The 13,884-nt window shown below is 54.5% G+C and carries 11 protein-coding genes; 6 read left to right on the plus strand and 5 right to left on the minus strand.

The window, feature by feature from the left end; translation table 11 throughout:
- Positions 1–334 (plus strand): IS200/IS605 family transposase (gene tnpA / locus B145_RS0116025; RefSeq protein ID WP_018608131.1); only part of this gene is annotated, 334 nt, incomplete at its 5' end.
- A 799-nt stretch (positions 335–1,133) separates the two neighbouring features.
- Here the strand turns inward: tnpA and B145_RS0116030 are convergent.
- From B145_RS0116030 to B145_RS0116045, 4 genes are read right to left on the minus strand one after another with little or no spacing between them, the layout of a single operon-like run.
- The gene (locus B145_RS0116030) at positions 1,134–4,190 is read right to left on the minus strand and encodes an efflux RND transporter permease subunit (protein ID WP_026259198.1); all 3,057 of its coding nucleotides are present in this window, start codon (positions 4,188–4,190) and stop codon (positions 1,134–1,136) included.
- Entirely contained in the window at positions 4,187–5,305 is a 1,119-nt protein-coding gene (locus B145_RS0116035; protein WP_026259199.1) for an efflux RND transporter periplasmic adaptor subunit, read from the minus strand. The genes B145_RS0116030 and B145_RS0116035 overlap by 4 nt, the downstream gene beginning before the upstream one ends.
- A 24-nt stretch (positions 5,306–5,329) precedes the next feature.
- Complete coding sequence (locus tag B145_RS0116040) at positions 5,330–6,151, minus strand: MipA/OmpV family protein (RefSeq protein WP_018608658.1); 822 nt, start codon at positions 6,149–6,151, stop codon at positions 5,330–5,332.
- A gap of 28 nt (positions 6,152–6,179) precedes the next feature.
- A complete protein-coding gene (locus B145_RS0116045; protein WP_018608659.1) occupies positions 6,180–7,646 on the minus strand; it encodes an efflux transporter outer membrane subunit in 1,467 nt (488 codons plus the stop codon).
- On the opposite strand from B145_RS0116045, the gene B145_RS0116050 reads away from it, so the two are divergent.
- Positions 7,645–8,448 (plus strand): response regulator, encoded by an 804-nt coding sequence (locus B145_RS0116050; protein ID WP_018608660.1) that lies wholly within the window; start codon positions 7,645–7,647, stop codon positions 8,446–8,448. The two genes, B145_RS0116045 and B145_RS0116050, sit on opposite strands and share 2 nt — an antisense overlap.
- A 62-nt stretch (positions 8,449–8,510) precedes the next feature.
- Complete coding sequence (locus B145_RS0116055) at positions 8,511–9,650, plus strand: sensor histidine kinase (RefSeq protein WP_018608661.1); 1,140 nt, start codon at positions 8,511–8,513, stop codon at positions 9,648–9,650.
- 552 nt (positions 9,651–10,202) lie between these two features.
- On the opposite strand, the gene B145_RS0116060 is transcribed toward B145_RS0116055, so the two are convergent.
- Positions 10,203–11,159 (minus strand): extracellular catalytic domain type 1 short-chain-length polyhydroxyalkanoate depolymerase, encoded by a 957-nt coding sequence (locus B145_RS0116060; RefSeq protein WP_245541880.1) that lies wholly within the window; start codon positions 11,157–11,159, stop codon positions 10,203–10,205.
- 282 nt (positions 11,160–11,441) lie between these two features.
- Here B145_RS0116060 and B145_RS0116065 point away from each other — a divergent pair, with 282 nt between their 5' ends.
- The 3 genes from B145_RS0116065 to B145_RS29665 form a co-directional block, all read left to right on the plus strand.
- Entirely contained in the window at positions 11,442–11,825 is a 384-nt protein-coding gene (locus B145_RS0116065; RefSeq protein WP_018608663.1) for a PRC-barrel domain-containing protein, read from the plus strand.
- Between the two features lie 483 nt (positions 11,826–12,308).
- A complete protein-coding gene (locus tag B145_RS28195; protein WP_018608664.1) occupies positions 12,309–12,467 on the plus strand; it encodes a DUF3309 family protein in 159 nt (52 codons plus the stop codon).
- A gap of 1,260 nt (positions 12,468–13,727) precedes the next feature.
- A partial coding sequence (locus B145_RS29665) for an AAA family ATPase (RefSeq protein ID WP_425425599.1) occupies positions 13,728–13,884 on the plus strand: 157 nt, incomplete at its 3' end.

Consider the following 13,884-nt stretch of genomic DNA (forward strand, 5'->3'; position numbering starts at 1 on the left):
TCGCAAACATCTAGGCCACATGCTCCATGAGTTGGCGTGTCAGAAGGAGTGCAAGATTCTAGAAGGGCACTTGATGAGTGATCACATTCACATATGCATCAGCATACCGCCGAAGTACTCGGTGGCGAATGTGGTGGGTTACATCAAAGGCAAGAGTGCCATCTCGATAGCGCNTCGGTTCAATGGGCGAACCCGGAACTTTGGTGGTGAGAGTTTCTGGGCCAGAGGGTATTTCGTCTCAACGGTGGGGCTGGACGAGGAGATGGTTCGAGCCTACATCCAACACCAAGAGAAGGAAGACGAGCATTACGACCAACTAAAGTTGGGCATGTGACGGCCGCCTTCAGGCGGCGCATGTAGCTGCCCCTTTGAGGGGCTAACAAACTAAAGCCCCCGGCTTTGCCGGGGGATACTTACTAACAGTAATATAAAAAGGGCTTCTTGTTCATGGAGCAAAAATCTCCTGTGGTAAACACTAAAATTAACGCGGCAATTTATTACTAAAGATACGTCATAAATTTTACATAGGGGGTGCCCCATAATGAGGCAGATGAGTACTTGTAGGGTACTTGTCTTGCTGCAAGGTCTAGCGTGTTGTCCGTCTAACTCCATTGCGCCGTTCGGTCAAAAGATGTATTTACTGACACAGAAACAAGTAATTAGCGTATTCGGTAAGCAAAAAATAGACCAGCAGTTCGCGCAGAGATCGCTTGTCCAGTGAAAAATTCCATCTGGAATGTGTTTATTTACTGTCTCGAATTGCTGTTTTATGTATAAAAAATCGACGAAAAAATACACTCTTAAGCCTACAGAATGTAGCATGAGGGTCCCCTCGACTTCCCGCCACACTGGATGAGCACAGTATTTGTCCTGTTTTTAAATGTTGACGGCTGTGATGTAATCAAGAGTCGACACACACACCTCAAATACAGTCATCGGCTGCTTTGGACGACGACGAGTTGGTCATAGCCATAAAGCTTATCGTCCTGCATGTCTAAACGCCAGCGCCTGGATTTAAGCCAGAATCTTCATCACGGCCTCCGTGAATCGTGTGGCAATTTTGCATGGCCGGACAGACGCTCGGGTCTGCCTCATGCCCCTCCGCGTTATCTCCTTTAGGACCCCCAGCCCTATTAACTTTCGATTAGGCGCGGGCGTTCAGAAGCGCAAAATAGCAGGTCGTACAAGGTAGGGATAATGCCAAGAGTTACCAACGTACCCAGCGCCAAGCCGCCAATCATAGTAATCGCCATGCCAGTCCAAAGAGGCCCCGCGAATAACATCAGTGGCACAAGTCCAACGATGCAAGTTAACTTGGTCATGACAATTGGCCGCAGCCGCTTGACTGCCGCCGCGATCACTGCGTCGTGCCGACTCTGTCCATCGGCAAGTTCAGCGGCGATACGCTCTAGTAATAGCACCGCGTTGTTGACGATAATGCCGGCCAAAGCGAGCAGGCCAAAGGTAGCCATAAAACCGAACGGATAGCCGGTGACAAGCAGCGCGAGTGCAGCTCCGATCAGTACGAACGGAATACTGATAACGATGATCAACAGCTTGCGGAACGAGTTGAATTGCCAGATGAACAGCAGCAATATCGCAACTAAGGCATGTGGCATGTATTGCAACAGAGCTTGGTTTGCCTCGGCAGAATCCTCCAGTTCGCCCCCTATCTCGATACGGTAACCTGGTGGCAGGCGCAGTGCGGCAACCTTGTCAGCCAGGGCACCAACAACCTCGGTCGTGGTCATGTTCGGATTGTGTCCGGTGATAGTGATGGTGCGGCTTAGGTTACGGCGTTGAATAGCTGACGGCTCTGATGATAACTTGATGTCGGCGATCGCCAACAACGGAACAGGGACTCCACCAGCCTGCGGGTAGATTAAAGTTGTCCCAGGATCACGCGCTGTGATGCGCTCTCCATCCGCGCCCCGAATTACGATAGGTACATTGACCCCACTATCGCGGATCACAGAAACATCCACCCCGCTGTAGCGTAACTGCAGGGCTTGAGCAATGTCATCGCTGCTCACGCTCGCGCGGCGTGCTTTGACTTGGTCAACCAGAACTTCGTAGCGGGGAATGCGAGATTCCCAGTCATCGCTAACATCAACGGTGCCAGGTAACTGCCGTAGCGCTTGAGCGATACCAGCGGCTATGTTGCGCAACTGGACTTCGTCCGGCCCGACAACTCGATAGACAGCCACGCCGGACTCAGTCGAGCCCAGCGAGAAACGCTTGGGTTCGGCACGTACAGCAGGATAATTATTACGAATGTGCTGACGAACGCGAGATATCACGGCGTCGATATCGGTACCGGGACGAACACTGACGGTAAAATAGGCAATGTTCGCAGCGGCCTGTGGCGGGTTGAGTCCCAGCACGATCCGTGGGCCACCGTCGGCTACGTAGCCAATGCTGTCGACAATCTCGGGGTTTCGTTTGAGATCGGCCAGCCAGCCGCTGATTGATTGTACGGTACGCAGCGTTTCGCGCGAATCGGCGCCGGGCTGCAAAGTCACGGACATCTGAAACTGTAGGCGGTCGGACTTGGGTAGAAAACTGTAGGGAATCGAGCCCAGTATGCTCACCGCGCCTACCAATAGCATCAGCATGCAGCCCAGGAAAAGCACCTTGTGCTTAAGCAACTGTTCGATAATACGTCGGTAGCATCGGTATAGCCAGGAATCGTAATGGTCGGCATTGACGTGCGCGCGAGCGAAATACACACATAGCAATGGGGTTACGGTGATGCTGAGCATCCAGGAACCAAGCAGAGTCACCGCCAATACGATTGCCAGGGATCGCATGAATTCGTTGGTGCTGGTATGGCCGAAGAAAAAGGGCGAAAACGCCAGCACGATGACCAACGAAGATGTCAGCAAAGGGATTGCCAGTGTGCGGCCCGCACTTTCGCAGGCTTGGCGGCGTTCTTCGCCAGAGGCTAGGCGACGTTCGATGTCTTCGGCAATGACAATGCCATTGTCCACCAGTAATCCAAGCGCAAGAATGATCGCTGCGATGGAAACCATCTGTAATTCCACGTTCAGTGCACGCATGACAATTAGGGTTCCGAGGATAGTCAGCGGCACAATCGCTCCGACGATCAGGCCAGTGCGCCAGCCCAGAAACAGCATCACTACCGCCATCACGATAACCACGGTTTCTCCCATAACGTGGTGCATCTTGCTCATTTCGCGCTCGACCACATCTGCTTGGAAAGTAACAACGTGCTGGGAAAAGCCGAGCGGCAACATCTTGGCGGTTTCCCCGAGCTTCTGGCGCAGAGCCTTGCCAACTTGCTCGATGTTATAGCCGGGAGCCATCGATACCGCCACCACCACCGCCGGTTGGCCCTGGTAGATGGCGGCGCTCTCCGGTGGATCGGTTGGCATCAACTCGATTCGAGCCAATTGCGACAGCGGGATTTGTTGCGAGCCGTTCGCGGTGCTGATGGAAATGAGCGTATCGCGCAATCCGCTCAGTGTGCGAACCTCCCCCGAGGTTGTGACGGTCATTGCTAGCCCGGAAGCGGAAATTAGCCCTCCGGCAGTGACCACGTTCTGCGCGCGCAACTGCTGTGCCACCGCAGCCGGAGTGAGGCCAGCACCGCTCAGCCGGAGACGATCAAAAGAAATATAGATGCGCTCATCCTGCATCCCATGGAAGGTGACACGCTCCACCCCGGGAACGCTATACAATTGCGCACGCATCTGTCGCAAGGGCGCGCGCATCTCACTGGTACCGAAGCCCGGAGCAGTTACAGCAATCGAAGCGATTGCGACGCGGCCAAAATCATCGTCGACGAAAGGCCCCTGCGTACCTGGAGGCAGCTCAGTGGCAGCCTCAGAAACCTTATTGCGGACGCGTTGCCACAGCGCGGACATATCTTCAACATTGTCGTTGGCGGTCAATTGCAAGATCGCGCTGCCTGGTCGAACGGTAGTAAGAACTTTTTTGATACCAGTGATTTCCCTCAGGCGCTCTTCGATCGGACGCGCAATCATGTCTTCGACACGCTCTGTCGGCATGCCAGGGAATGCGACCTGCACCATTGCGTCGCGTACCGTTACACTAGGTTCTTCCTGGGATGGGAATCCAAGAAAAGTGATAATCCCGCCGATCAGGATCATCGCAGCAGTAAACAGGGTTAGCCTGCTCGAATTGATGGTAGCTCGGGTTAGGTTCATGGCGTGGCGTTGCTGGTCAGGCGGGTATCTGGGCTGAAGGGAACAACCGACTGGCCATCGGTAAGAAAAGCAGCGCCAGCAGCGACGATCTGCTCACCAGAACTCAGACCCAAGCGGATGTGTACGCGGTCATCTACGATGTTGTCAGTGATAACTTGGCGTTGATGGACGGTCGCGTTATTTTTTTGATACACGAATACTGTCGTCTTACTACTATTTGCTCCAGGCACGAGAGCACTCAACGGCACACTCAAGGAGTCTTCGTCACTGCGCGGAAGTGCCAACAGCAGGTTCTCGCCACTATGCAGCCCAGTTGCGGCGGCGCCTGCACTGTCGAAGATGGTTTGTACTGTGGCGCCTCCGTCTATATGTTGAGCAACACTACGTAACCGCAGGGGAAATGGTTGATTGGACATATTGCTGCGGTAAGCATGAACCTCCTGCCCAATATGCATCTGCGCCACGAGATCCGATGGCAGCAGTGCTATTACTTGAGGATGCCTTTCTCCCTCCAGTTGCAGCACCGGTTGCCCAGCCGCGATGTTCGCGTCAGGCATTTGCAGACGGGCAACCACACTCCCCCCAAAAGGGGCACGAATCTCCATCTGACGTACGCCACGTCGCGCCAACTCCCGTTCCGACTGTGCGCTACGATAACGTGCCTGCGCGGTGGCTAATGCGGTCTTGACACTAGTCAGCGTGGTTGCCGATACAGCACCGTCTTCGAACATGTGCTGCTGTTGGCTTGCCTGGGCCTGCTGTTGCTTTAACTCGGCAACAGCGATTTCAAGATTGGCTTCAGCTTGCTCCAGGCGCAATTTGCCTGGTTCCGGATCCAAGCGTGCCAGAACCTCGCCTTGGCGTACCTGATCACCAACCTCGACACGGATGGACTCAATGTGCCCACTGGTCTCGAAACCCAGCTCGGCCCGTTGCTCTTGACGAACTTGGGCAATGAAGTGGGTCGTGGCGTTACTGCGATCTGTGGCAACAGTCTCCAATTTGACCACCCGAGGTGTTTCAGGGGGTGGCGTGGAGTTCCGGCTACAGCCGGTCAGCCAAGTCGTCGTCAGTAATGCGGAGACGCAGACAAGAAGTGTGAGATGCAATTTCATGGACGAAGGCTCTGTTGGATTCTGTCAGAACGTGTAGGTCACCGCGGCAAGGCCCGTTGCGAAGGAGCGGCGTTTTACAATCGGACTGTCACCTGCGTTGTCTGCATAGCGCATACCCGTAACCTGCAACGACGTATTCCAGTGTGAAGTGATCGCGTGATCCCAACCGAGGCTTACCGAATAGGCATAGAGGCCAGAATGTGTCTTATAGGGATGAAACAGGGTCTGGGTGCTTTGTTTGTCGGTTACGCCGAAGTAAGCCTGGTTGAACCGGCTGTCACCAAAGTGCGTGTTCAGATCAAAGCCGATAAAGTCTTTCTCGGTATGTGCCAAGGTGAACTTGGCACTCACGCGGTAGCGATTGCGGTGCGCCCCTTCCTTGAGAGCAAATTCGGCTTCTGCGTCTGCTGCCAACCATGGCGTGATCTGTTGCATGAGCTGGGTGCGCGTGGTAATCGACCCATGAACGTTCCCCATTCCGGCTAGTTTTTTCGAGCCCGGACGCATATCACTATCCTTGTCCAAGCGACCAAGGTCGTAGTAGATAGATTGACTCGCAAAGAATCCGCTCTTGGTTTCGAACTGCACCCCAGTGCCACGGGTGGAGTCTAGAAAGAAGATCCCGCGCTGCACTGACAATACAGGTAGTAGCTGTGCTCTATAGTCAGAAGAGCCATAGTAACGAGGTGCAAACGTCGTACTGACGCCAATGCTGATATCCGTCTTGTCACCGAATATACTTGTGCTCGCATCCGATGCGTGAGAATCACCATCGGCTGCAATTGCACTGAGAGGCGTCATCAGAAGCGCGAGAACAAGTACGGGTGTGTAGGTTGATAGTTTCATATAGAGCATCCCTTAAAGAAGTGGTGAGTCAGGAAGCGTGCGACAAATGCACACCATAGAACGCGCGGAAAAGCGCGATGCGGTTAAGCAGCAGAGCCTGGCGGGCCTGAAGATATTCCAGCTCCATCTGCTCGACGCTGATACGTTCAACGAGCAGTGCCGTGCGATCTTGCAAGCCAAGTGCGACGCGCTTGTCCATACGCTCAATACGTAGCCGCTCACGCCCCAAATTAGTCTGTTCACGTTGGTCCTGTTGCTGTAGGCTTGGCCGTACACCAATTGCATCAGCGACTTCGCGGAATGCAGACTCAATAGCCTTTTCGTAGTCGGCGATGCCCGCCTGCTTGCGTAGGTACGCAACATCAAGGTTGGCTCGATTACGTCCGAAGTCGAAGATTGGCATTGTCAATTGCGGCATGAAAGTCCATGTCCGGCTTGCAGACTCGAACAAGCCCTGCAGGCTGTCGCTTGCGCCGCCGAAAGAAGTACTCAAACGAATTGTTGGAAAAAATGCCGCGCGTGCAGCGCCAATATCGGCATTGCGTGCGCGTAGTTCGGCTTCGGCCTGCTGGACATCTGGCCGCTGCAGCAGCACGGTAGACTCCAAATCCCGTAACCCCCAGTCATTGTGGTCACTGGGCTGCAGCTCTTCGAGAGTCCCGTAGCCAATTGGCGCTTCAAAGCCCGCAATTAGCTGAAGGGCACGGCGCGCGGCATCGTGGTCGCTAATTGCCTGCATGGCACGTACTTGCGCTTGATCAGCTTGCCGACGTTGCCGACTCAGTTCGTCATCAGAGATTAAGCCGACGCCATGTTGACTACTTGCAAACGCCATCAGCGCCGCGCAGTCCTCCATAATGGCGCTGTAGTACGCCTGCGCTTGAAAGGTTGCACGTTCTAATGTATAGGCACGTAGCAACTCGGCAATAAGCGCTCCACGCGCGGCCTGCTGTCCGTAGCGAGTGGCGAGATATCGTTGCTGTGCAGCAATGGATAGCGATGCCATCCTCCCGAAAAAATCCAACTCGAAATCATTGATCCCAATACCTACAGTTGCCAGTTTTTGGCCGTAGCGCTCTTGCATATCTACCGCACTGTAACTCTGCCGTACGCCTTGAGCGTTGGCGCTCAGTGTCGGGAGTTGCCGTGAGTGTTCAATCTGGTAGTAAGCGCGGGCCTGCTGTACCTGCAAGACAGTAATACGGAAATCGGGGTTGTGAACCAGCGCTTGAGTAACCAGCGGCACCAGATCAAATCTAGGCGAAAAGTCGCCTAAAAACCGCTGTTCTTCCAGAGACAGCGCCACATTGGTAGTGTCTGAGCGCGTATCAACCGTGAGATTGGCTCCCCCCAGAGTCTGTGGAACCTTGAAATGCGGATTCTCATAGACAGGCGCTAGCGAGCAGCCCCCTAACTGAAGCAGGATCAGCAGAGCCAGGATCGCATGGTAAGACCAAGTGCCGTGCCAACCTTCGTGTAGGGATGCTAAAATCATGATTATCAATCGAGAGGATTTCGATTGCGTAAGATACGGAGGCTGTTTCAAGCTGGCATTCAGGATTCTTCAAGATTTCATCAAGACACATGACCCAACCCCCAACAAAATGAATTATTCGAAAAAAATTCTCGTTGTAGAAGACGATGTGGACAGTGCAAACATTCTTGAAGCCTATTTGCGCCGTGATGGATTCGAGGTCGCCATCGCAGAGGATGGGGAGAAAGCAATCATGGTGCACCAGCAGTGGCATCCAGATCTTGTTCTGCTTGATATCATGCTGCCCAGGCTTAGTGGCACCGAGGTACTATCGGCAATCCGCCGAGCTGGCGACACCCCGGTGATCATGGTCACAGCAATCGGGGATGAGCCGGAAAAACTTGGGGCACTTCGATATGGGGCCGACGACTACATCGTCAAACCCTATAGTCCCAAAGAGGTTCTCGCTCGCGTATATGCGGTTTTGCGCCGCGCAAGACCTGCGCGTCGCACGGAAGATCGGCTGCAATACGACCGACTCGAAGTTGACCGTGGTGCGGTCTTAGCTACGGTGCGCAACCCGGACGGGCAAGTAGTGCCACTTGACCTGACTCCTACTGAGTTCAATATTTTGGTGACACTGCTTGAGACTCCCTTCAAAGCATTTACGCGAAGCGAGCTTCTGGAGATTTGCCTTCCGGAAAGTGAAGCATTGGAGCGCGTCGTTGATACGCATTTACACAACCTGCGCAGGAAACTGGAGAGTGTAAACATCACCGGCGTGCTGGTGACAGTGCGAGCAATCGGTTATCGTTTCCGATGAAATCGGCATTCACTCACGGCAAAAAAAGACATTCCCCTCTGTGGCAGTGGGTTGGATTGCGGATGAGCGCACTGGCTGTGGTCACGGTGCTCGCCATTGTTTTTGCCATGTGGCTACGCTTTGCGATTTGGGACTGGCAGACGCTGAAACAATTGCCGCCAACCGCACGGCAGGAAATGATGCAGTTGCGCAAAGATCCGCATAGCAACGAGCAGCACCTGTGGAAGTTGTTCGAGGACTACTATGACGTAGCTGACTTCTTGCCTGGATTGGCCAATCGGGACTGGTTGCTGCTGGCTGCATTGGTCGCTGGGTCGATTCCTTTGATCATTCTGTGTGGGCTGCTCGCCTCACGCCCCTTGTCGCGGCAGTTTTTCAGTGTGGCACAAGCCGCCCGGCAGATCCGGGACGGCGATTTCTCTGCACGTGCAAAAGTGATCTCTGGAGCACCGGATGAGTTAGCTAGCTTTGCGACGGACTTCAACAGTATGACTGCGCAGCTGCAGCAGTATGAGCGTGAAGTGAGGGAGTCGAGTGCGATGCTTGCCCACGAACTGCGCACGCCTCTTAATGCGGCCATGGGGCGCATGCAGGGAATGCTGGACGATGTATTTCCCCGCACCGACGATCAACTGTTGATGGTGCATCGTCAATTGGAGCAGATCAATCGTTTGGTCGGCGATTTACACCTGCTCTCTATGGCCCGTGCCAACAAACTGATGCTGGAATTCAGCAACATCCTGGTCAGTGATCTTGTTGATGAGCGTTTAACTTGGTTGGCACAACCATTACAGAATGCCGAAATGAAGGTTCAGGTGAACATTCCAGAGCAGCTAACGCTCAGCGCAGATCGTGATCGGATCGGACAGGTGTTATCCGTCTTGATCGACAACGCACTCCGCTATGCTGCTTCCGGCAAGAGCCTATCGATTGAGGCCAGTACTTCGAGCAACGACGTGACGATCAGTGTCTGTGACCGCGGACCGGGTGTAGCGCTAGAGCAACTGCCGAGAATGGTGGACCGGTTTTGGCGCGCAGAGGATTCACGCGCTCGCCATTCTGGAGGCAGCGGGCTTGGTCTTGCAATTGCTTCAGCAATCTGCCAAGCACATGGCGGCGCTCTAGAGTTCACTGGGAGAGTCGGTGGTGGTCTATGTGCACGAATACGACTACCGATCTCTGGTGAGTCAAGTAATCGGTGAAGTAGTGTGATTTTTGGTTCGCTTGATACTTGAGGCTCAGCTTAGCCGAGCGTCTCCTATGGGTTAGAAATCATTCGGGACAACTTCCCAGCCTACGACTGTTGATCTTCCTATTGCGGACCTAACTAAGCCGGGTCACCAACGGAGGCATAGGCCGACTACCTGTCTAATGCGGTCGGCATCAGGCCGTGTCTCGGCTAAAGCCGACAGTCGGTCGTTACCAAGAAAATGGCAGCAATGCAGCCAACAGCGGCCACTTGATGGCAATGGTGCAGAAAGGCTGTTTTCGGTGGGACTGAACGACTCAGACCGACCGAGGCCGTGTAAAAACGCTGTGGAATTCCAGGGGACAAAAAACCGACCCTTTAAAACGGCCCATACGCAACAATCGTTCATGCGGGAGAGGTAAAGTAACTCCCGGAAAATTGCAAATCCGGCTCTTCATTACGTTTTTGCACAGTCTGGACCCACAAGAGACATTCCGCCCCGCACTCAATGAGCGTCCACTATTGAAGTAGTAGGGTCCGTCATCTACGGGTGGAGGATGTGACGCTAGTCAGCCGCCTTGGTGAATTGTCTGGCGATGAAAGACCAGATCATCCGTGAGGCATCCGGGCCTTTAGGATCGCTGTAAGGATACCCTGCGGCGCCGCCGCTCCAGGCGTGACCGAGCTGGTCGACTTCACAGAGCGTTGCAATCAGGCGGCCACTATTTCGATAATCGGTGATCATCGCGGCATATCGGGTACCTCGCTGCACCCGGCGCGGCTTGCTCGCACGGGCACCGACGCGCTCCCCCCAGCGCATGGCCGCTTCGGCGCCATTCCCCGGCGCCACCACGTAGTCAGAGGTGCCATGAATGACCAACAATGCGGGCAGCCTGACATTGGGCGGGATGGCAGGGAGAGGCGATATCGTGACGTTTTTCCCGAACATGGCCTTGATGGCACCAGCTGACGAGTGAGCAACGCCAGGGGCGATTCCCGAGTGCATAGCGATGGCCCGAAAGCGTTCGGGATGCTGAGTGGCCAGCAACACGGCCATGCAGGCCCCCGCTGAAATCCCCGCCAAGGCAAGCCGGCCACGGTCGACGGCCTGCGTCCGGCAAATCTGTTCGATGGCCGCGCTGATCGAATGCATTTCAGCTTGTGCGCGGCCCGTGCGGGTGTCGTACCAGTTCCAGCAACCATGCACATTCGACAGGCGATCCTGCTCGGGATAGAGCACAAAAAAGCGCTCACGGGCCGCGATGGTGTTCATCCGACTGCTGGCGGCCAGTGCTTCGGCATCCTGCCCGCAGCCATGCAACATGACCAGCAAGGGCAGACTCTCGGTGCACCGTACACTTGGCGGCTTATACAGCCGATAGCGGCGAAGGTCGGCCGTGCCAATGGCGAGCCCCGTTGTCCAGTTCGCCGACTTCGCCATCACCTTCTTGCCAGTCACACGCTGGCGCACGAGCGGAGTGGCCCGCAAGCCCTTCTTGATAGCCTTGGTTCCAACGTGCATTGCTGCCCGTGTCATTGTCTTCAATACGCCCTGGAGCGATCGGCTCCAGGCCGATTGTTTCAAGCGCCTTACCATTGCTTATTCCTCTAACTGGATTCGATTCAACACACCCTATTTTCGGGCCTAGCCTTTGGCGCCTCTGTTGGCTTCCGAACATTTGCCCGGGTTGTGCGATATGGGTGCTAGCGCACCGATTCGCGAACGTGCTCGGCCTAATCTCTCCGGACCCTGCCGGATCGTCTTTTCGGTGCGGCCTCCATCAACCCGTTTCAGGAGCATCAAATGAACGATACGACCAACACAGCTGTAATCAATGCCGGTAGCCTTGGCTCAAGAGTCCTCAGTGCCAGCTCGCTCAGCAGCGATGATGTGTACAACCCGAAAGGCGAAAAGCTCGGCAGCATCAAGGAACTCATGCTGGACATCGAAAGTGGCAAAATTTGCTACGCCGTTCTGTCCTTCGGTGGCTTCCTCAGCATCGGCGAAAAGCTTTTTGCCGTGCCATGGAGCGCTCTGGCGGTTGATACTGGAAATAAACGCATTGTCATGGATACAGATGAAGAACGCCTGAAGAATGCGCCGGGTTTCGATTCCGACAAATGGCCCAACATGGCTGATTCAACTTGGGAAAAGAGCGTCCACGCCTATTACGGCACGACGAACTAAACGAACCCTAGATATCCGGCGAGGACTCGTAATACCTCGCCGGATACCCGTGTTGCCGCTGCTCCTAGAAAATTCATGCGGGGACTGAATACTTTGCTAGCTCACCAATGCCGTTCTAGTGACTACTATCTAGCAATTATTAGTCTTATGTACTCCGCCGAAAAGCATGGACTTTCCTGTCCAGACGTTGAGGTTTCGGATCTCTAAATTGTTGCCGCCAAGTTCCGGTTGATAAAAATGACTGGAGAATATTGAGATTGCGATGAGCTATACCGATTGCAGGGTGGTTCAACAGATGGCCGGAATGTTTTGCCATCGAAGTGGCTCAATCCTGGTTTGGAGACAAGACTTATCGACAGCGAACAGAATGCGAGCTTCGTGTGTGCTGTCGTACAGACAGTTTCCGTCCTCCGAGTAGCATGAACCCGTAGCACTCGGCGATTCCTGCCGCGATGGCCGCAATTCACTCATAGGAGGTATGTAATGACAATCGGAACAATTTTACTAATTCTCTTGGTCCTACTGCTGATTGGCGTGCTTCCATCCTGGCCACATAGCAGCAGTTGGGGTTATGGCCCGAGCGGTGGTATTGGGCTGGTGGTGCTGATCCTGATCATTCTGCTGCTGTTGGGCAAGATATAGCGCTTAGGCAGTCGTGTAGTTCTATTCGTCGAGGCGGTGGCTGCGCTCACCGTCAGACGAAAGAGACGGATACAGACAAGCCTACTTCTACCGGCTTGTGCTGGCCGCCCGAGAGAAAGCAGTCATTTCGACTGGAAAACCATCAAGCGTCGTTGCCTCCGCAATTTCTGGAGGAATGGATCATGAAGCAGCAAAAGGGAAAAATGGGTAGCATAATCCATCTCCTTTGACATACTAAAAGCAGAGGGATGCTCACGTCTGTTTTTCCCTTGGCGCCTATACCAGTTCAGAGAAATCCAGTTGCACGATTTCTCTCATTTAATTCTGGTGGGCGGGCGTTTCTTTGAGGATCTGCCTCCCTAGAGCGATCATGATTCGTCTGTTCCGTTTCAGGAGCATGGAGTCGCACCCCACCCACGGAATACTTCTATGTCAGATAAATCGAAACCCAGCGATGAGCCGCCCGCCTCAACAGGCTTCTGGCTCGCCGTCAAGAAGACTGCCAGTCGGCTACAGGATTGGTTCGTTATCCAGTCGGTGGGCGTCAAGCTGACAGTGCTGTTCATGGCCGTCCTGATCCCGGCTACCGCCCTTTATTCGTTCACCCTCATCCAGAAACAGGCCACCGCAACCGAGCAGCTCAAGAGCATCGCCGGTGCGGGAAAGGCGAGTGACGGAGCGTGGACGCTCCCCGACAAGTCATCCGTGGTGTTCGGTACCGGCTCGGTGCTCGGCTTTCTGGAAACGAACCCAACCGCGCGCGTAACGGTAATCTACAAGCCGCTGATGTGGAACGTCTCTGAGCGCATTATCCTGGTCGAGTCGCAGGGGAAGCAGTATGCGTATTATCCCAGTGATTTGGAAACCAAGATTTTCGCTGACAAGGCCGTCACCGCACCGTGGGGCGGCAAGCTGGTGTTTATTGCGCGGGGCGAGCTCAGCCCCAGCAGCCTCGAATTGATTGAACTTTTGGACCAGCGCTTTTCCAACGCCCGCCCGCAGTCCGAGAAGGACGGCTGGATGGCCGCCGTCAGTGGTGCACTATCTGTTGTGCTGACGCTTGGCGTGCTGGTTTTTCTGTACTTCCAGCTGAGGGGGCAGTTCAAGGCGCTCAAGTTCATTGAGCCAGCGCAAGTGCACGGTTCCATTGACGATCTGGTCGGCATGGACGACATCAAGGCCGAGGTGGCACAGATCAAGGACCAATATCAGCGCCGCGCGGAGTATGCCGAATACGGCATNAGCAAGCCCTTCAATGTGATGTTCAGTGGTCCGGCGGGGACCGGCAAGACTAAGCTGGCCAGTTACTTGGCCAAGGAGCTGGGGCTTCCCATCCTGTTCCATTCCGCCGCCAACCTGGAAACAGGCTTTGTTGCCGGCGGTTCGAATACGTTGAGCCGCATCATGACAATGGCCA

This window comes from Uliginosibacterium gangwonense DSM 18521, assembly GCF_000373965.1.
Classification (GTDB): Bacteria; Pseudomonadota; Gammaproteobacteria; order Burkholderiales; family Rhodocyclaceae; genus Uliginosibacterium; species Uliginosibacterium gangwonense.

Excerpts from the sequence above, each read along its gene's own strand:
- B145_RS0116030 (WP_026259198.1), bottom strand. The coding sequence starts at position 4,190 with ATGAACCTAACCCGAGCTACCATCAATTCGAGCAGGCTAACCCTGTTT.
- B145_RS28195 (WP_018608664.1), top strand. The coding sequence starts at position 12,309 with ATGACAATCGGAACAATTTTACTAATTCTCTTGGTCCTACTGCTGATT.
- B145_RS0116055 (WP_018608661.1), top strand. The coding sequence starts at position 8,511 with ATGAGCGCACTGGCTGTGGTCACGGTGCTCGCCATTGTTTTTGCCATG.
- B145_RS0116065 (WP_018608663.1), top strand. The coding sequence starts at position 11,442 with ATGAACGATACGACCAACACAGCTGTAATCAATGCCGGTAGCCTTGGC.
- B145_RS0116035 (WP_026259199.1), bottom strand. The coding sequence starts at position 5,305 with ATGAAATTGCATCTCACACTTCTTGTCTGCGTCTCCGCATTACTGACG.
- B145_RS0116050 (WP_018608660.1), top strand. The coding sequence starts at position 7,645 with ATGATTATCAATCGAGAGGATTTCGATTGCGTAAGATACGGAGGCTGT.
- B145_RS0116060 (WP_245541880.1), bottom strand. The coding sequence starts at position 11,159 with ATGCACGTTGGAACCAAGGCTATCAAGAAGGGCTTGCGGGCCACTCCG.
- B145_RS0116045 (WP_018608659.1), bottom strand. The coding sequence starts at position 7,646 with ATGATTTTAGCATCCCTACACGAAGGTTGGCACGGCACTTGGTCTTAC.
- B145_RS0116040 (WP_018608658.1), bottom strand. The coding sequence starts at position 6,151 with ATGAAACTATCAACCTACACACCCGTACTTGTTCTCGCGCTTCTGATG.